Consider the following 17,777-nt stretch of genomic DNA (forward strand, 5'->3'; position numbering starts at 1 on the left):
GACCTTTCTTCTTATGGGCAGAACGCACAGGCGTCCAAATTACATACGACCGAAATTATACACTTGCAGACGGCGCCTGCAGCGAGCGCATAAAAAGAGAATGCGGGGCGTCCGAATCGATCCGGACGCCCCGCCCCAAAATCTATCGAAATGAGCTAGCAATCGATGACGTGGAGGTCATGCGGCGTCTTGGTGAAGGGCTCGTAGCCGTTCTCGGTGACCACGCCGTAGTCCTCCAGGCGCACGCCGCCCACGCCGGGCAGGTAGACGCCGGGCTCCATGGTGATAACCGAGCCGACCTCGATGATAATCTTGCTGCGGTTGAAGTTGGGCAGCTCATGGATGTCGATACCGACACCATGGCCCAGACCATGGTTGTAGTAATCGCCATAACCGGCATCGCCGATGATCTTCTTGGAAAGCCTGAAAATGTCATTGCCCTCGACGCCCGGATGGATGGCGGCGACGCACTCCTCGTGCGTACGGCGCACGAGCGCATAGAGGTCGAGCTGCTCCTGGGTAGGCTCGCCCATCACGACGGTGCGCGTCATGTCGGAACGATAGTCGCAGTAGCCCGCGCCGTAATCCATGAGGACGAAGTCGCCCTTCTCGATCACGCGGTCGCTCGGGACGGCATGCGGATTGGCGGTATTGGGGCCGCTCGCCACGATGGAGCCAAAGGCCAGGCTGTCGGCGCCATTGGCGAACATAAAGTTCTCGAGCTCATTGCGAACCTGCTTCTCGGTCATGCCGGGCTTAATAAAGCCGAGCATATGCTGGAAGGCGGCATCGGTGATCGACTGCGCATGGCGCATGAGCTCGATCTCCTCGGCGTCCTTGATGGCGCGCATCTTACGGATGTCGTCATGCATCAGCGGCAGCATGCAGGCGACGGAACGATCCTCCAGACCACGCTGAATGCCCTGGTAGAAGTTGATCTGCATGTCGTCCTCGACAGCGCAGACGCGGCACTTGTTGGCCGCGATCTTGCCGGCGACCCAACCGGGGATGGTACCCTCGTCCATATCGTAGACCCAAGGGCTGCCGGCGGGCGTGTTCTCCTCAAAGCTGTTGAGGTAGCGCGAGTCGGTATGGAACAGGCACTGGTCAACCGTAATAAACGCCGCGTGCGGGAACTCGAAGGTGTAATCGAAGACGCCCTTCACGCCCGTAAGCCAACGAAGATTGGCCTCGTCGCGCACCACGATAGCGTCGTAGCCGCGCTCGGCCATCAGGGCACGGACACGCTCGATACGACCGGCAGGACCGGCAGCAAACTCAGACATGCAGATTCCTTTCTTGTTGCCTCTATAAAGACGGGACGGGTCTCAACCGAACGACGGAATCGCATGCGATCCGCAATCGATTAAAACCCGCCCCTCAACATGATACGAAAGACGATGGAAGTCAATAAATCTTAGAGAAGTTCTTTGCGAGAAGCCAAGTAGGCGTGAGCATGGCGCTCAAGAACCTCGTCCTCAACGCTCGTTAGACGAATGGCGCCGAGTGCCGCGGGCAGCGGCAACATGCTACGGTTCGAGCGAACAAACTGCTGCCTGCGGAACTCCTCGATATATGCGGCAGGCTCCAGATCGAAGGCAAGCTCCTCGATGCCAAAGTCCTCCAGGCAGTCATCGACCTCAAAGACGTAATCGATATCGAAGTCGCAGGCATCATGTGCTAGGCGCGCCTCAAAGCGCATGCCCTCGGACAACAGCTGGTAGACAGGGACCTGCAAAGCGGCATCGCCCAAGCATGCGCGCAGGGCACGCTCCCCCGTCTTGCCAAAATCGAGCGCATGGCGGGCGCTCGGGTTCGTAGCCATCAGCACGTCCTTGCGGGCAGTCTGAGACCACTGAACGGCATTGACGAGCGCGACCTCCTCGCCCGCGAGAATCTCGGGAACGGTCTCGGTAAACTGATTCCAGCGGGACTTGCTGCTCGAAAGCATGGTGCCAACAAGTACTGCATAGCCGAGCTTGAGGTCCTCGGGGGCCGCCTCGCGAACAAGGTCGAGGTCACACACGACCAAGCCCGGCTCGGGACGGAACGCGATAGCGGGAAGCGCATGCGCCGACGAGGCGACAAGCGGCTTCATGGTCGTCGCGACCATGAGCATGGCGTCGAACGTCGTCGGCAGCAAGGCGCACTCGGTGCGACCGCACCACTGATTGGCACACCAGCAAACGACCGAGCAGGTCGCCGTGTCGCCGACAGCGACAACGAGATCGTCACAGGTAATGCCGTTAGCCGACAGGGCGCCAAAGACGGTATCGGCATCGGCCAGCGTAGCACCGGCAGGCGAAACCTCGAGGACGAGCGGCGACACGGCAAAACCGGCGTCAACCAGTGCATGCTCGACAACCTCGCCAAACCGCTCGGATGTAGCGTCGTTCCAAACCACCATCGCGCGCTTAGGCTTGCCCACAGCCGAGGCAAACATGCGCGGCAGCTCCTCGAACGCGCCCAATCCGACGCGGACATCGACACTGCGGTTTTGGAAATTGATAAGTTGACGGCGAATCATAGCAGTCCACGCTCCAAAAGCATCTCGGCACAAAGGTAGGAAACGTCCTCGAAGGACTTGTTGCGAATATCAAGGGTAATATCGGCGGCTTGGCGATACAGCGGACGGCGATGCTCAAACAGGCGCGCAGCATGCTCGGGCGAGCGGAAATCGGGCCGGGTATCGGAGCGGCGAATCTGGCGCAACGAGTCCTCAAAGTCGCCTTCGAGGTACACGCATGTACCCATCTCGTGCATCAGTTCAATGTTCACCGGCGTCTCGACGATGCCACCCCCGCACGACACCAGCAGGCTGCGCTCGCTTTGAAGCGAACGGAGTGCCGAGGTCTCGAGCTCGCGAAAACGATCCTCGCCCTCGGTCTCAAATATCTCGGTCACCGACTTGCCACATCGACGCACAACCAAACGATCGGTATCGATAAAACGCCGCTTGAACATAGTGCCGACGTTGCGCGCGAGCGTCGATTTGCCCGCGCCCAAAAAGCCGATAAAGAAGATATGGTCGCAGCCGTGTTTGATGTGCTGAGACATGGCGAAACCTATTCCTCGCAGGGAAGGTCGCGCAGGGCCCGGCGCTCAAAGATACGGAAGATCTGCGTGTACCACAGGTCCTGGGTTGCCTGCGGCTTGACCAGAATAGTGTCAACGCCGGCAAAATTACCGCTCCACACGTCCGTGTACAGCTGATCGCCGATCAGCACCGCCTCGTCTGCCGTTGCGCCGAGGCGCTTAAGACCCGCCTTCAAGGCAAACGGGGCGGGCTTCATGGCGTGGCTGATGGCCTCGAGTCCCAGCTCGCGTGCAGAGCTCATGACCTGATCGCGATGCCAGTTGTTGGACACCATGCACAGCTTAAAGCCTTTGGCGCGGGCGGTATCGAGCCAAGCGGAGACCGCGGCGGGAACCTGCTCAGTGTCGCGCGGAACCAGAGTGTTATCGCGATCGAGCAGAATGGCGCGTTTGCCGTCGGCCCACAGGGTATCAAGGTCGATGCGATCGACCGAGGCAACGTATCGTTTGGGGCTAAATATCCTCATGCTAATTCCAAGACTGTTGATGCTCTTCGTAGGTTTGCGAGAAGTACTCCTCGTCCTGCGTAATGTAGAAATACAGGTCATCAGAGTCGGTCGGCTCAAGCGTGGCCTTAAGTGCCTCGAGCGACGGAGAGCAGATGGGCGTGGGTGGCAGACCCTCGTGCTTATAGGTGTTATAGGGGCTATCACTCTGCAGGTCGTCGGCGGTAACCTCGCCACCGGTGACATACATCATGGTCGCATCGCTGTTGAGATAACGCAGACCGTCGAGCTTGCCGGCAAGGCGGTTGTAGAAGACCGAGGCCACGTGCGCACGTTGATCGGCGTTGAGGCCCTCGCGCTCAACGATAGAGGCCAAGTTGACGATGTCGTAGTCGGACATCTCCACACCGTAGCGCTCCTTGATCTTGGCTTCGCAGCTCGCAAAGTCAAGCGATTTGTACTCGGTGTTGAACTGGTCAAGCATGGCGCGAATCACATCATCGGCAGAAGGGTCCTTACCCAACGAATAGGTCTTGGGGAATAGGAAGCCCTCGAGTGAATCGTTTGCAGCGTCTTTAAGGAAAGCGTAATCATTCACATAATTGCTCGCCTTGGCCTGGTTAAGGAAATCTTCCTTAGAAATGCTGTCGTATGCCGCGGCCACACGATCGGCGACCTGGTCGACCGTCAGGCCCTCAGGGATAGTCAGTGCATCGGAGCCCGCATTGGGGCCTTCCATGAGCTGCTGAACAACCTTGGTCGCGTCCATGAGCGTGGTAAACGAGTAGGTGCCAGGCTTAAGCGACATATCGGCATTGAGCTTTTTGACCGCCGCGTAATAATCCTTGGGGTCTTCGACGATATGGTTCTCGGAGAGAATCGAGGCGATCGTATCGCCCGAAGCACCGTCGGGAATGGTCACCGTAACTTGCTGGCCAGCAGCGACTTTCGCATCCTCGCCGGCAAAGAAGCCCTTGACGGCCGGCACAACAAAGAAAACGATCGCGACAAGCGCAAGCACGGCGATGACGCCACCGATAATCATAGGCACCGGAGAGCTTTTCTTTTGGACGCCACGGCGGGCATGCGTGTTATAGCTCGAGCGCGTGGCCGGAGCAACGCCGTGCGAGTCATGAGCATGATGTGCGTGGGGGCGTGATTGCCGGGCCTGCCCCTGCGTGCGCTGGGCAGGAGCCTGCTGCTTAAAACGAGCGCCGCCAGCGGGCTGCGCGGGACGAGCTGCGGGCTGTTGAGCGGCACGCTGAGCAGGTTGAGCCGAACGCTGCGTCGGCTGCGCCGGGCGCTGGCCAGGCTGAGCAGGGCGCGGCGCAGGCTGCCGTGTACGATTCTGCTGGCGCGGATCGGAAGCGCTAGGCATGCGAAACCTCCTCGTTTTTACGATCGAGCCATGTCTGCAAGAAAAGGCTGGCGGCGATCATGTCAATCTTGCCCCTCATCTGCTTTTCGTTGAGTCCCTGCTCTCGCAGGATTCGCTTGGCCTCCTGCGAGGACAGACGCTCGTCCTCAAACTCCAGCGGAAGTTCGAGCTCGTCGGCAATCTTTTGGGCCACTGCGGCGACGCGCTCGGCCTGGGGGCCGGGCTCACCTGCCATGGTCAAGGGACGTCCACTTACCAGGATATCGGGCTCATAGTCCTCGACCAGGTAGCGAAACGTCTTTGCCATACCAGTGACCTCGGCAGCCGGAAGCACCTTGACAGGCATCGCCATCTTGCCATCACGGCTCGAGACGGCAATGCCAATCCTGGTCTCCCCTATGTCCAGTGCGAGCGCGACCACAGCGACTACTTAGGTTCTTAGGCGCCGAGCGCGGTCTTGGCGGCCGCGAGGGCATCGGCGATACCGGCAGCATTCTTGCCACCGGCCTGGGCCATGTTGGGACGACCGCCACCGCGACCATCGACCAGGCCCGCGATCTGCTTGATCACGTTGCCGGCGTGGAAACCGGCCTTCACGGCGTCATCGGAGCCGGCGGCGAGCAGGGCCGGGGTGCCCTTCTCGGTAACGCTGGCAACGACGCAGGCGACGGGGCCGGCAACCTTCTGGTGCACGGTATCCCACACATTGCGCAGGTCAGCAGCCTCAAGACCCTGAAGCTCAGCGACTACGAGCTTGTAGCCGTTCAGCTCGACAGCGCCCTCGATGGCGCCAGAGATAGCGTCGGAGGAGCCACCGGTGAGTGCCTTCTTGAGCTTGTTGGACGTCTCGCGCAGCTCGGCCTGCAGGTTCTCCACGCGGGCGGGAACCTCGTCAACACGGCACTTGAGCGCAGCAGCAGCGGCGTCAACGAGCGCCAGGCGGTCGGCCATGTAGTCGAGGGCGCCCTTGGAGGTCACGGCCTCGATACGGCGGACGTTGGAGCCCGTAGAGGACTCGGAAATGATCTTGAACAGGCCGATCTCGGCAGTATTGGCGGCATGCGTACCGCCGCAGAGCTCACGGGAGAACGGCTGATCCTCGGCGCCCACGGAGACGACGCGGACGACGTCGCCGTACTTCTCGCCAAAGAGGGCGACAGCACCGGCGGCCTTGGCCTCGTCGATGCCCATGACGCGGGTCACGACCGGTTTGGAAGCGAAGATCTGCTGGTTGACCAGGTCCTCGACAGCCTTGAGCTGCTCGGAGGACAGGGCCTCGAAGTGCGTGAAGTCAAAGCGCAGGTGCTCGGGCGTCACCAACGAGCCAGCCTGGGAGACATGCTCGCCCAGGACCTGCTTAAGCGCGGCGTCGAGCAGGTGCGTGGCAGTGTGGTTGCGGCGCAGGAAGCCACGGCGCTCGGCGTCGAGCGCGGCTGTCACGGTAGCACCGACGGTCAGTGTGCCCTCGGCAACGTGCGCAACGTGAGCATACAGGCCATTGTGGTTCTTGGTGTCGGCAACAGTCAGCGCAACGCCCTCGGCGGAAAGCTCACCGGCATCGCCCTGCTGGCCACCCATCTCGGCGTAGAACGGGGTGCGGTCGAGCACGACCTCGACGTCCTCACCGGCGGAAGCAGACTCGACGGACTCGCCGTTGCGAACGATGGCGACAACCTTGGCACCCTCGATCACATCGTTGTCATAGCCGTCGAACTCGGTCGCGGCAACCTTGTCGGAAAGCTCGACCCACACGTCGTTGAAGCTGCCCCAAGCATCGCCCTTGACGTTGGCGCGAGCGCGGGCCTTCTGGTCCTCCATGCAAGCGGTGAAGCCGTCCATATCGACGTCGTGGCCAGCGACGCCGGCAATCTCGACGGTCAGGTCAATGGGGAAACCAAAGGTGTCATGCAGCTTAAAGGCGACGTCGCCCGGAAGGACAGCACCCTCGGCAAGCGCGGCCAGAGCCTCATCCAGGTAGACGCGGCCGTTGTCGAGCGTCGTGGAGAAACGCTCCTCCTCGGAAGCGACGATACCCTTAACGAGCGCGACGTTCTTGAGCAGCTCGGGATAGGCCTCGCCCATCTGGGCGTTGACCTCGTCAATGAACTTGGTCAGGAAGGCGCCCTCGATGCCCAGCAGGCGACCGTGGAACACGGCGCGGCGGAGCAGGCGGCGAAGGACGTACTCGCGACCCTCGTTACCGGGGAGAATGCCGTCCGAGATCATAAAGTCGACGGCACGAGAGTGATCTGCGATGATGCGCAGGGAGCGGCTAGCACCGGAGTAATCGTCGGCGTCATAGGTCTTGCCGCTGATCTTCTCGCCCAGCTTGATGAGGTGCTGCATCAGATCGCCGTCGTAGTTAGCGGTCTTGTGCTGCATGATGGCGGCCATGCGCTCCAGACCCATGCCCGTATCGAGGTTGCGGTGCGGCAGCTCCGGCATGGAGCCATCCTCCTGGCGGTCGTACTGGGTAAAGACGAGATTCCAGAACTCCAGGAAGCGGTCGCAGTCGCAGCCGGGCTTGCAGTCGGGGCTGCCGCAGCCGACCTCCTCGCCCATGTCAAAGTAGATCTCGGAGCACGGACCGCAGGGGCCGGTGGGGCCAGCGGCCCAGAAGTTGTCGTCCTCGCCCAGGCGGGAGATGTGATCCTCGGCAACGCCCAGGGAGCGCCACACGTCATGGGTCTCGTCGTCCTCGGTAAAGACGGTGAAGTACAGGCGATCGAGCGGCAGCTTGAACTCCTTGGTAATGAGCTCAAAGGCCCAAGCGCAGGCCTGCTGCTTGGAGACGCCACCAAAGGAGAAGTCGCCGAGCATCTCAAAGAAGGACAGGTGACGGCCGTCCTCGCCGATGCAATCGATGTCGTTGGTGCGGACGCACTTCTGGCAGGAGATTGCGCCGATCTCCTTCATGGTCTTCTTGCCCTGGTAATACTCCTTAAACTGGTTCATGCCGGCGTTGGCAAGCAGCAGCGAAGGATCGTCGGGGACGAGGGACGAAGAAGGATAGAGCTTAAGACCGCGCTCCTCAAAGAAGTTGAGGAACTTAGAGCGAATCTCGGCCGTAGTCATTGACGGGTAGTCAGCACTCATAGAGGGAATCTCCTCGATTTCACATCGAAACAGTTCAAACGTAACGATATTACCATCCCACCGCGCCTGTGCAAAAAAGAGGGCCGGCACAATGCCGGCCCTTCAGCGAAATTGCATGTTAGCGCGTATGAATGTTAGCCCGAATTACCCCGCTACTTGTCGTCATCGTCCATGGAGCCGTCGATGCCGGTTTTGGTATCGTCGTCAGTGTTGGAGTCATCGTCCTTGGCAAAGGGGTTCTTGAAGAAGCCCGTGGCATCGGGCTGCAGACCAGAGAGCTTAATCCAGGGATTATCGAGTTCGGGCTTGGGCATGGCCTTGGCCTCGGGCGCGGTCTCGTTGCCGATGAGCTCGGACTCATAGATGAACGTATCGTCTCCAAGCGCGTCGTAGGCGGCGACCGGGTTGCCCTCGGTATCGCGATACGGCGTGCCCTTAAACACGGCGCCATCGTATGCCACGAGCTGACGCCCGGTCTCGTTCTCAAAGTAGTAGACGAAGATGCCCTTGAGGGCCGCGCACAGCGGAATGGCGATAACCATGCCGATGGGACCCATGAGTGCCGAACCGATAACGAGAGCCGTCAGGCTCATAACGGGATGCACCTGCACCGAGCTCTGCATGACCTTAGGCGAAATGACATTATCGGTGACGTTTTGAGCCACCATGGTCACGACAAGCGTCCATAACGCCAGCATAGGGCTGAACATAAAACCGAGCACCGTGGCGATCGCCGCGCTCACCCAGGGACCGACAACCGGAACCAAATGCATGATGCCGGTAAAGATGGCCATGAGCGCTGCGTATGGATGGCCAATGAGCATAAAGCCGATAAAAGCCAAAAAGCCACCGCAGATGGACGTCACGACCATGCCGCGCATATAGCCGCCGACCGAGCGTGAAAGGATGGCAACCATAAAGCGGTACGAGGTCTCTTTTTCCTGTCCGATGATGGTGCAGACCTCGTGGTGCATGCGGGGATAATCGCAGGCAAGCCAGTAGGCAAGCACCAGACCCAGGAAGATGACGAACAGCTGCGAGGCCGTATTGGTAATGAGCGGAAACACGCCGCGGCCGAGCTCCGCAGCGATTTGCGAGACGTACTTGGACGCTACGGTAACCAGCGAAGAAAGATTGTCGTCCAGATACTCCTTGAGCGGCGTGTTGTTGAGCGTCTTAGCGTGCGAGAGCATCTCGTTGAGATCGCCACCCGCAACACGAAGCTGCTCGGGCAGGCGGCTCAGGACTTCCATGATTTGACCGAGCAAAATAGGCGAGAGGATGCAGACGACGCCGACGAGCACGGCAACAACCACAATGAGCGCGATAAGCGAACCGATGCCGCGATTCACGCCGTGATGCTCGAGCCAGTTGGTGATCGGCGACATGACAAAAGCGATGATGGAACCGACTGCCAAAAACTCGATGACCGGTGCCAGGATGCCCATAAGGTTAAAGATGACGGCAGCGATGACAATGCAGCCGACGACGCCCCAAATGCGCAGCGTCAGAATACGGGTATCGCGAAGCGTGCGGTCGATTTGTTGGGGGTGCTCACTCATGAACGAACCATCACTCCGTCGGGGTCGATCTTATCTTGAATCTTCTTAAGCGTGCGGCGCAGCAGACGCGAAACCTGCACCTGCGAGATGCCCAGCTTCTTGGCAATCTCGATCTGGGTCATGCCCTTCACAAAACGCAGCTCGATAACCTCGCGCTCGCGCGGCGAGAAATCGCGGATGGCTTCCTCGATTACCAGACGGTCATCGGTAAAGTCGAGCTCGTTGTCATCGTCGGCGTAACGATCGAGAATCGAAGGCGCATCATCGGAATCGGACGCACCGGGAGCCTCGATGGGCACCGAGGTGTAGGCCGAGGACGATTCCATGGCTTCGAGCACCTCGTCGACGGTTACGCCAAGATAATCGGCGATTTCCTCAACCTTGGGCGAACGCTGAAGCTCGTTGGTGAGCTTGTCGGTGGCCTGGTTAACCTTGGCAGAGAGCTCCTGCAGACGACGCGGCACGCGCACACTCCAGCCCTTGTCGCGGAAGTGGCGCTTAATCTCGCCCAAGATGGTGGGCGTGGCAAACGTCGTGAACTCGAGTCCGCGCTCGGGATCAAAGCGATCGATAGCCTTGAGCAAGCCCAAGTACCCGACCTGCAAAAGGTCATCGAGCGGCTCGCCGCGGTTCTTGAATTTGTTGGCAAGAAACCTTACCAGGTTCATATGGGACATGACGAGCTGCTCGCGGGCATCCGGATCACCGGTCTCCTTATAACGACGAAACAGCTCGCGGGTTTTCTCCTTGTCCCAAGCGGTCTTGCCGCTCCGGGAGCGTTCGGTCATATTAGATATCCGCCTTGAGGTCGAGGGAAAGCGTTAGGGGCGCTGTAGTCTTTTCGTAGGAGTCGCACACACTCGCCAAAATGAGCTCGGCATACACGGCAGCCTGGTCATCCTCATCGACAGTCGCCTGGTCGCCAAAGGTAAAGGTCATGCCCACATGCGATTCGTCGACATCGAATTTGATCGAGATATCGTCGGAATCAACAGCCGTGCAGCCAAAGATGAAGGCTTCTTCGGCAGCCATACGAATGTCCTCGATGCGATCGACGGACATAGAGCACAGGGCGCCGACGTTGGCGGCCGTCATGCGCACCAAGCGCGCGAGACGCGGATCACCGGCAACGCTCAGCGTAATGGGGCAGGTTGCTTCGCTACTCATCGCAGGACTCCTCGGAGGTCTCGGCAGGCGTATAGGTGTAATACTGAGCAGGCTTAGCAGCGGGCTTCTGAACATCATCGTCGTCAGCAGCGGCATCGTCGTCGCCAATCAGAACGCGCTCAGTGGGCTGCTCGGCCTCGGCAGCGGCAGCGGCGAGCTTGCGATCGGCGTCGGCTGCAGGAGCCTTCACCTTATTGAAGAGCTTCTGCACGGCGCCAGCAGCAGAATCAGTCACGCTCGATACGGCATTGCTGGCCTCGGCCACGCTGCCCGTGACCTCGGAAATGTCGCGAACGACCGCCTCAACCTCAACGAGGTTAGACGTCAGAGCATCAACGGCAGTCTTGCTCGACTTGAGGAGCGGCTCCATCTGGGCAAGTGCCGGCGTAAGCTCGTCAACGGCGCCATCAAGCTTTGCCACTACGGGCTGCGCCTCGGCAATCGTATTGTTGAGGTCGGTTACCGTCTTGTCGAGCGAGTCGACAACGGTGCGGGTTTTGCGCAGGGTAAGCGCAAGCTCAACGATAGCCCACACGCCGGCAACGGCAAGCAGCAGCAAGGCGATTTGAATGGGACTCATACAAGCCTCCCAAAGGAATCGAAATACAAACGCTTTCCATGGTACCCCAAAGGGGACCGAACATGCCAAGAGCAGCAACGTGGGACAAAATTATCAGCAGCTACTTCGGTGCATTCCCGCTGCGGTCGCGTTCGCTTTGCTCTACGCGCCATTCTTCCCAACCGCGGCCGGCAGGCTGCCAAAATGCACCGCGTTCTAAGCCTTCGGGCAAATAGCGCTGGTCGACCCAGCCTTCGGGATAATCGTGCGGATACTTATACACACCGTATTCATCGCTGCCCGGGCGATGGCGATCGCGTAGATAACTCGGCACCTCGCGAAGCCCACTAGAGTGGATATCGGCCAGCGCCGCATCGATCGAAGCCTCGCACGCGTTGGATTTAGGCGCCAAGCACACATAGAGTGCAGCCTGAGCCAGGTTAATGCGGCACTCGGGATAGCCAATGACCTCGGCAGACTTAAACGCGGCATGTGCCACCAAAAGTGCCTGCGGATCGGCATTGCCAACATCCTCAGAAGCCTGAATCATAATGCGACGGGCGATAAACTTAGGATCCTCCCCCGCGTCAATCATGCGCGCGAGCCAATAGATCGTGGCATCGGGGTCGCTGCCGCGCATGGACTTGATGAACGCACTGATAATGTCATAGTGCATGTCGCCGTTTTTGTCATACGAAAAACCGCGGCGCGGGTTGGCAATCTTCACGTCATCGACGGTGATGGGATAACGCTCCCCCGCCGCCGGCGCTGGCGTCCCCTCGGTATCGGGACGCGTGACGGCAATCTCGCTCGCCAGCTCAAGTGTCGTCAGGGCAGAGCGCGCATCACCCGCGGCCAGCGTGCAGATGGTCTTGACCGTATCATCATCGGCAGAAAACTTTCCGTTCAAGCCCTGTGGTGCCTCGAGCGCACGCTCAATAAGCGTGGCGATATCCTCATCCTTCAGATGTTCAAGCTCCACCACGCGTCCGCGCGACAACAGTGCCGAATTGACCTCGAAGTACGGGTTCTCCGTCGTAGCGCCAATCATAATGACGGTACGGTTCTCAACTGCATGCAGCAGGGCATCCTGCTGCGACTTCGAAAAACGGTGAATCTCATCGATGAAAAGAATGGTGCGGCGGTCGTAGGTATTCAGGCGCGTCTTGGCCTCGTCAATCACGCGACGAAGGTCCTTTACAGTGCCCGTCACGGCGCTGACCTCGACAAACTCGCTCTTGGTATGGTTGGCGATAATGTGGGCCAGCGTCGTCTTCCCCGTTCCGGCCGGCCCGTACAGAATCACACTCGACAGCACGTCGTGCTCAATTGCGGCACGCAACCACGAGCCCTTACCGACGGCCTTTTGCTGGCCCACGTACTCGTCGAGCGAATTGGGGCGCATGCGCACCGCAAGCGGCGCATTCTGAAAGGAACGCTCACGCGTCGAAGCAGAAAAAAGGTCGTCCATAGCCATCCCGTGCATCAATCAAAAACGTTTTCACCTACAGTATACCGAAAATATACGAACTACCGTTCGTTAATATAGGTACGGTGCGGAAACTTCAAGCCCGGGAACAGCTTGCTCGTGAGCTCGCAGAAATAGCCATCTGTCATGCTCGCAATGTAATCCACTACGGTCTGATCTATATCGTCCTGCCAGGCATAGGTGCGTTCGTAGTAGGAAAGCTGCCGCTCAATGCGAGAAATGTGGTGCTTAAAGATGTAAGAAGACTCGTTGCCTTCGTTTATATCCTGCAGGCAACGGTCGTAGAGCTTTTCGAACGCCTCGCGCAGCTCCTCCTCGGAATCGCCTTCGATACCGCCCTTGCTATAGATCTTCTCGTAGTTCTCGCGCTTGGCTCGGCGAATTTCCTCAAACAGGTCCTCGCTCATCTCGATGCGCGGCTTACCATAGCTATGCTCAACGATATCGATGGAAGCGTGCGTGAGGATCCAGCTGTTATAGGCGCCGCCCCGACCATCGTCAAAAGCGTCGGGCGAAAGCAGACCCGCCGCGATCGCATCCTGACGGTCACGACCGACGTAGGCAAGAATATCCGAGATGCGAACGACGCAGCCCTCGAGCGTCATGGGACGCAGGTGCCCAATGGCGCCATAGCCCGTGGCGATGCAGTCCTCGACCGCCTGATCGAACTGGTCAAAGGAGCCCATATCCGACAATTCAAACACGCGTTGCTCGTACTCGCCGTTATGGCATAGCACGCCGTCGAGCGTCTGGAGCGACACGTTGCGGCCATACAGGGCGTCGAGCACGCGGACCGACTGCACGTTATGGAAAAAGTAGCGACCCGTGCGCTCATGATAGATATCGTTGAGAAAACGCTCACCGGCATGGCCGAAAGGCGTGTGGCCCAAGTCGTGGCCTAAGCCAATCGCCTCGATCAGATCGCAGTTGAGCCCCAGGGCGCAACCGATATCGCGCGCAATGCGCGAAACAAGCTGCACGTGCAGGCCACGACGCGACAGGTCGTCGTTGCTGCGAAAACTGAAGACCTGTGTTTTGCCGGCATAGCGAGTGTACGCCGGAAGATGAAGTATCTTTTCGGTATCGCGCATAAACGCCGGACGCATAAGCGTGCCTTTGTCGGCGGCGCGATCAATACGACGAATGACCTGATCGTCGTTGCAACGATACGGGTTAACATAGCCCGAAGCACGATCGGTGGCAATGCGCTCGAAAAGTTCGGGCGACAACGCCGAGGGAATACGGTCCATGCGCGCCTTAATGACGGCCGTTTCTTGATTAGTTGCCATGGCATGCTCCTTAAGAAGGATGCGCAATCGGTTACAAAGTGCAGCCCACAACCTCGATTATGGCAAAAATCGGCACCAAAAACGGGAGCAATGGCAGGGAGCGCGATTTCGTGATGAGGCAGGAGAGGGCCAGGGCCAGGAGCGCGCCGGCAAATGCCACGATGCCACCCATAGGGTCGAGCGTGCAAAGCGCGAAAAGTGCCTTAGCATCTCCCATGCCGATGCCCAGGGTTTGGCGAAGACGACGCCAGAGGGACTCAGTCAGCACGAGAGCAAGATACACGATGACAGCAAGACCTGCGTGGTCAAGCGCTGTGTTCAAACCGAGATCGAACCAAACACCCGCTAACGCCGCCACCGCACACGCGCCGGCAAGCGAATTCGGGAACCGCCGATCACGAGCATCGATAACGGCGCCAGCAATAGCAAACAACCAAAACGGGATATAGACCATCGAACGCCTCCTCGAGTTACATCGCATAAACAAAAACCACCACAAAGGTGCCTGTCCCCTTTGTGGTGGTTTTGGTGGTGATTATTTGGCGCCTTGCATGACCTCGTCAAGGGTGACGTTGACGGCGTGCTGCGTCGGAACCCAGTCGACCTTCAGGAACAGTGCAGCCACCGTGATGGGGATATAGCTGAACATAAAGATCGGGAAGGTAAACAGGTTAGTCACCAGGCGCCACTTTTGCGCGCAGTGAATATGCTTGTACTCAAAGATAGTCGTGAGCAGCGCCAGGATGAAGAAAGTCTGATACATCATGGCGAAGGTCATAATGAGCGAAGCGGCGCACGCCTGCATCTCGACTTCGGTTGCCAAGAAACCATGCGAAAGGCCACCCACAATCAAGAACGTCGCATTAGCGAGCATCGAGATCAAGGACAGCAGCATACCCGGGGCGATGGTCATAAACATGTCGTAGGCGGCAAAGCGATGATAGCGGAAGGTCGATTTGACCAGGTGCTTACCGTAGGTAAAGAACACCTGGTAGAAGCCCTTGGTCCAGCGCATGCGCTGTTTCCAGGACGCCTTAAACGTCACGGGCTGTTCGTCAAAGAACTCCGCCGGCGCATAACCGATGCGAATGCCGTGAATGGCACAGAACGTAGTGAACTGGATGTCCTCGGTCAGCGTATGGAACTGCCAGCCGTGCATGCCCTCAATTACGCTGGCGGAGATGAGGTAGCCCGAACCAGAGACGGCACAAGACGTCTTGCAGATGTTGCGCGCGTTGTTGAGGAAGCGGGCCTCACGCAGATACCAGGTGGCGTTGGCAGACGAAATCCACGAGCTGCCGAAGTTCTTGGAGTTACGATAGCTCGTAACCACATGGAAGCCCTGGTCAAAGGCATCATTCATCTTGGAGACGTAATCGCGGGAGATAACGTTGTCGGCATCGAAGATAAAGTAGCCCTCAAACGTGTCGGGATACTCGTTGAGAATGCGATCGAAACCAAAGTCCATGACCCAGCTCTTACCCTTGCGGGCCAGGTCGTTGCGCTCATAAACGATGGCGCCCGCCTCGCGCGCGAGCTGCGCCGTATTATCGGTGCAGGCATCGGCGACCACGAAGACCTCGATAAGCTCGGACGGATAATCCTGGTCCTTGATGGAGCGAACGAGGTTGGCGATCACGGCCTCCTCGTTATGCGCCGCGATAAAGAAGGCATAGCGGTGGAGTTTTTTGGCCTTGGGAGGCGCGACCTCGCCACGAAGAGCGCCAATGACAAAGAAGACCACCTGGTACAGAAAGCAGACCGTGAGTAGCGTAACCACAATCTGGTTAAAGATCACGATGGGCGTGTTAGTTTGTAAAAAGGCGAGCATGCAGGCTCCCGAGAACGCGTTACGTAAACAACCGTATATCTTACCGTAGGCTAACCGAGTTCAAGAAACCACCTAATACTGGTTAGGGTTCGAGCAGACCGAGCTGCGGTGCGATTTCGTCGCCGGCGGCAGTGCGGCCGAGCGAGCGCGGGGCTAGGTCATCCAGAACGGCGGCGAGATCCCACGGCAGCTCATCGCGGCACTCAATGCGCTCCCCCGTCACGGGATGATCGAACGCCACACGCCAGGAATGGAGGAATTGCCTGGTCAAACCCTGGTCGGCACGCGCATCGCACTTACCGTAGAGCGGATCGCCCACGCAGGCGTGGTTGATATGGCGCATGTGCACGCGAATCTGATGCGTGCGACCCGTAAACAGGTGGCACTCGACGAGCGTATAGCCATCGTCAAAACGCGTGGAATCGAAGCGCTCGAGGACCCTAAAGGTCGTAATGGCCTGGCGCGCGAAAGGATCGTCCGAAACCGCCATCTTGACACGGTCGCGCGTAGAACGGGCAATGCCGGTGTTAATGGTGCCCTCGTCCATGGCAATGTGGCCGTGGACGAGCGTAATGTAGCGGCGGTCGAGCGTGCGCGTGCGGATGAGATTCTGGAGCGCGCGCTGGGTGTCGTCGTCTTTTGCCGCGAGCATAAGGCCCGAGGTGTCACGATCCAGGCGATGCACGATGCCGGGGCGGTCCTCGCCCTGCACGGTGCCCAGATGGTCAATGCCACAGTGATAGACCAAGGCGTTCGCAAGGGTGCCGCTCTCGTGGCCATGGGCGGGATGGCACACCAGACCGCGCTGCTTGGAGAGCACGATGAGGTAGTCGTCCTCGTAGCGGATATCGAGGGGAATGGCCTCGGGAATCACATCGGTGGGATCGTGCGGCTCGGGCAAATCGACCGAAATACGGTCGCCGGAGCGCACGGCATACTTTTTTGACAGGCATGTCTCGCCGTTGACGGCAACGGCACCGCCCTCGATCAGATGCGCGCAGGCAGAGCGCGTAGGGCAGCCGTCATTAGCGCCCAGATAGGCGTCAAGACGCTGACCAGCGGCATCGTCGGCAACAAGGATATGGATGTCGGCCATTAGCGCTCGCTCCTTTCGCGAATCTTGCGGGCACGCTCCCCACGCTGCTGGGCCTTGCGCTTAGCGCGGGCCTCGTCACGGGCGTTGAGTTCGGCGGTCGCGTCGACCTCACGGGCCGCAGGACTCAAGAACATGTAGCCGATGAGGGCAAGCACCACACCGACCGTAATGCCGACATCGGCCACATTGAAGACGGGGAAGTCGATGAAGGTGGTGGCAATAAAATCGGTCACAAAGCCAAAAGCCAGACGGTCGATCGCATTGCCAATGGCGCCGCCCACGACCAAAGCCATGCCCACAACCTCAAAGCGAGCAAGCTGGGGCGCGCGAAGCAAGTACACCGCGATCGCAACGATAACGACAAACGCCAGCACGGCAAACGCGAGGCCATGTCCCTCGCCCATGCTAAAGGCAGCACCGATGTTACGCACGAAAAGGAAGTCGATCACACCGGGGATAATAGTCACATGCAGAGCATCGCCGACGGCACGAACCGCAAGCTTGGTCAGCTGGTCAACAAGCAGCACAGCCAGCGCTACCCCACCAGCAACACCCAACCGCCAACGCAAAGGCGGCGTCATATCCCCAGTACGACCCAAATCAATCCCCTACCCTCAAAACAATCGAATTACGTTTAACGCAAAGCAATATCTTATATTGACCAGCAACGAAATAGCCGATGATTCATTACCGACAGACACTATGACCCAATCCGAGGGCACTAAAAAGATAGGAGCCCCCGCTCGTGACCGCGGGTCGGGGCTGCGA

General features: G+C 59.0%; 17 protein-coding genes. All 17 read right to left on the reverse strand.

Features of this window, described 5'->3' with window-relative positions; translation table 11 throughout:
• Positions 1–155: 155 nt before the first annotated feature.
• A complete protein-coding gene (locus tag PMX72_RS05015; protein ID WP_271729712.1) occupies positions 156–1,286 on the reverse strand; it encodes a M24 family metallopeptidase in 1,131 nt (376 codons plus the stop codon).
• A 131-nt stretch (positions 1,287–1,417) separates the two neighbouring features.
• Positions 1,418–2,527: a hypothetical protein gene (locus tag PMX72_RS05020; protein WP_271729713.1), complete on the reverse strand. Its 1,110-nt coding sequence runs from the start codon at positions 2,525–2,527 to the stop codon at positions 1,418–1,420.
• The gene (locus tag PMX72_RS05025; RefSeq protein WP_099431675.1) at positions 2,524–3,057 is read right to left on the reverse strand and encodes a shikimate kinase; all 534 of its coding nucleotides are present in this window, start codon (positions 3,055–3,057) and stop codon (positions 2,524–2,526) included. Before PMX72_RS05025 ends, PMX72_RS05020 begins: the two co-directional genes overlap by 4 nt.
• An 8-nt stretch (positions 3,058–3,065) precedes the next feature.
• Positions 3,066–3,563 (reverse strand): YqeG family HAD IIIA-type phosphatase, encoded by a 498-nt coding sequence (locus PMX72_RS05030; protein WP_099431674.1) that lies wholly within the window; start codon positions 3,561–3,563, stop codon positions 3,066–3,068.
• A 1-nt stretch (position 3,564) separates the two neighbouring features.
• On the reverse strand, positions 3,565–4,920 hold the full coding sequence (gene mltG / locus PMX72_RS05035) for an endolytic transglycosylase MltG (protein WP_271729714.1): 1,356 nt from the start codon (positions 4,918–4,920) through the stop codon (positions 3,565–3,567).
• The gene (gene ruvX / locus PMX72_RS05040) at positions 4,913–5,341 is read right to left on the reverse strand and encodes a Holliday junction resolvase RuvX (RefSeq protein WP_089571740.1); all 429 of its coding nucleotides are present in this window, start codon (positions 5,339–5,341) and stop codon (positions 4,913–4,915) included. The genes mltG and ruvX overlap by 8 nt, the downstream gene beginning before the upstream one ends.
• A 17-nt stretch (positions 5,342–5,358) precedes the next feature.
• Positions 5,359–8,016: an alanine--tRNA ligase gene (gene alaS / locus PMX72_RS05045; protein ID WP_271729716.1), complete on the reverse strand. Its 2,658-nt coding sequence runs from the start codon at positions 8,014–8,016 to the stop codon at positions 5,359–5,361.
• Positions 8,017–8,168: 152 nt separating this feature from the next.
• Positions 8,169–9,578 carry an AI-2E family transporter gene (locus PMX72_RS05050; protein ID WP_271729717.1) on the reverse strand — a complete coding sequence of 470 codons (1,410 nt, stop codon included), beginning with the start codon at positions 9,576–9,578 and terminating at the stop codon, positions 8,169–8,171.
• Positions 9,575–10,366, reverse strand: coding sequence for an RNA polymerase sigma factor SigF (locus PMX72_RS05055; RefSeq protein ID WP_117635146.1), 792 nt, complete (start codon positions 10,364–10,366; stop codon positions 9,575–9,577). Before PMX72_RS05055 ends, PMX72_RS05050 begins: the two co-directional genes overlap by 4 nt.
• Position 10,367: 1 nt before the next feature.
• Positions 10,368–10,745: an ATP-binding protein gene (locus tag PMX72_RS05060; RefSeq protein WP_117736300.1), complete on the reverse strand. Its 378-nt coding sequence runs from the start codon at positions 10,743–10,745 to the stop codon at positions 10,368–10,370.
• Positions 10,738–11,325: a hypothetical protein gene (locus PMX72_RS05065; RefSeq protein ID WP_117639347.1), complete on the reverse strand. Its 588-nt coding sequence runs from the start codon at positions 11,323–11,325 to the stop codon at positions 10,738–10,740. Before PMX72_RS05065 ends, PMX72_RS05060 begins: the two co-directional genes overlap by 8 nt.
• A 100-nt stretch (positions 11,326–11,425) precedes the next feature.
• Positions 11,426–12,775 carry a replication-associated recombination protein A gene (locus tag PMX72_RS05070; protein ID WP_271729718.1) on the reverse strand — a complete coding sequence of 450 codons (1,350 nt, stop codon included), beginning with the start codon at positions 12,773–12,775 and terminating at the stop codon, positions 11,426–11,428.
• A 59-nt stretch (positions 12,776–12,834) separates the two neighbouring features.
• Complete coding sequence (locus PMX72_RS05075) at positions 12,835–14,082, reverse strand: deoxyguanosinetriphosphate triphosphohydrolase family protein (protein ID WP_271729719.1); 1,248 nt, start codon at positions 14,080–14,082, stop codon at positions 12,835–12,837.
• A gap of 31 nt (positions 14,083–14,113) precedes the next feature.
• Positions 14,114–14,536, reverse strand: coding sequence for a prepilin peptidase (locus tag PMX72_RS05080; RefSeq protein WP_271729720.1), 423 nt, complete (start codon positions 14,534–14,536; stop codon positions 14,114–14,116).
• Positions 14,537–14,617: 81 nt separating this feature from the next.
• A complete protein-coding gene (locus tag PMX72_RS05085) occupies positions 14,618–15,913 on the reverse strand; it encodes a glycosyltransferase family 2 protein (protein WP_118270324.1) in 1,296 nt (431 codons plus the stop codon).
• Positions 15,914–15,995: 82 nt separating this feature from the next.
• Complete coding sequence (locus tag PMX72_RS05090; protein WP_271729721.1) at positions 15,996–17,009, reverse strand: RluA family pseudouridine synthase; 1,014 nt, start codon at positions 17,007–17,009, stop codon at positions 15,996–15,998.
• Positions 17,009–17,536: a signal peptidase II gene (gene lspA, locus PMX72_RS05095; protein WP_271729722.1), complete on the reverse strand. Its 528-nt coding sequence runs from the start codon at positions 17,534–17,536 to the stop codon at positions 17,009–17,011. The genes PMX72_RS05090 and lspA overlap by 1 nt, the downstream gene beginning before the upstream one ends.
• Positions 17,537–17,777 lie beyond the last annotated feature (241 nt).

The sequence above is a fragment of the Collinsella aerofaciens genome, from assembly GCF_028207065.1.
GTDB classification, from domain to species: Bacteria; Actinomycetota; Coriobacteriia; order Coriobacteriales; family Coriobacteriaceae; genus Collinsella; species Collinsella aerofaciens_AR.

Bases quoted from the DNA above. Each gene is read 5' to 3' on its own strand.
- PMX72_RS05085 (WP_118270324.1), bottom strand. From the start codon at position 15,913: ATGCTCGCCTTTTTACAAACTAACACGCCCATCGTGATCTTTAACCAG.
- PMX72_RS05070 (WP_271729718.1), bottom strand. From the start codon at position 12,775: ATGGACGACCTTTTTTCTGCTTCGACGCGTGAGCGTTCCTTTCAGAAT.
- PMX72_RS05015 (WP_271729712.1), bottom strand. From the start codon at position 1,286: ATGTCTGAGTTTGCTGCCGGTCCTGCCGGTCGTATCGAGCGTGTCCGT.
- PMX72_RS05075 (WP_271729719.1), bottom strand. From the start codon at position 14,082: ATGGCAACTAATCAAGAAACGGCCGTCATTAAGGCGCGCATGGACCGT.
- PMX72_RS05090 (WP_271729721.1), bottom strand. From the start codon at position 17,009: ATGGCCGACATCCATATCCTTGTTGCCGACGATGCCGCTGGTCAGCGT.
- PMX72_RS05055 (WP_117635146.1), bottom strand. From the start codon at position 10,366: ATGACCGAACGCTCCCGGAGCGGCAAGACCGCTTGGGACAAGGAGAAA.
- PMX72_RS05020 (WP_271729713.1), bottom strand. From the start codon at position 2,527: ATGATTCGCCGTCAACTTATCAATTTCCAAAACCGCAGTGTCGATGTC.
- alaS (WP_271729716.1), bottom strand. From the start codon at position 8,016: ATGAGTGCTGACTACCCGTCAATGACTACGGCCGAGATTCGCTCTAAG.
- PMX72_RS05080 (WP_271729720.1), bottom strand. From the start codon at position 14,536: ATGGTCTATATCCCGTTTTGGTTGTTTGCTATTGCTGGCGCCGTTATC.
- PMX72_RS05060 (WP_117736300.1), bottom strand. From the start codon at position 10,745: ATGAGTAGCGAAGCAACCTGCCCCATTACGCTGAGCGTTGCCGGTGAT.
- PMX72_RS05025 (WP_099431675.1), bottom strand. From the start codon at position 3,057: ATGTCTCAGCACATCAAACACGGCTGCGACCATATCTTCTTTATCGGC.
- PMX72_RS05030 (WP_099431674.1), bottom strand. From the start codon at position 3,563: ATGAGGATATTTAGCCCCAAACGATACGTTGCCTCGGTCGATCGCATC.
- mltG (WP_271729714.1), bottom strand. From the start codon at position 4,920: ATGCCTAGCGCTTCCGATCCGCGCCAGCAGAATCGTACACGGCAGCCT.
- PMX72_RS05065 (WP_117639347.1), bottom strand. From the start codon at position 11,325: ATGAGTCCCATTCAAATCGCCTTGCTGCTGCTTGCCGTTGCCGGCGTG.
- PMX72_RS05050 (WP_271729717.1), bottom strand. From the start codon at position 9,578: ATGAGTGAGCACCCCCAACAAATCGACCGCACGCTTCGCGATACCCGT.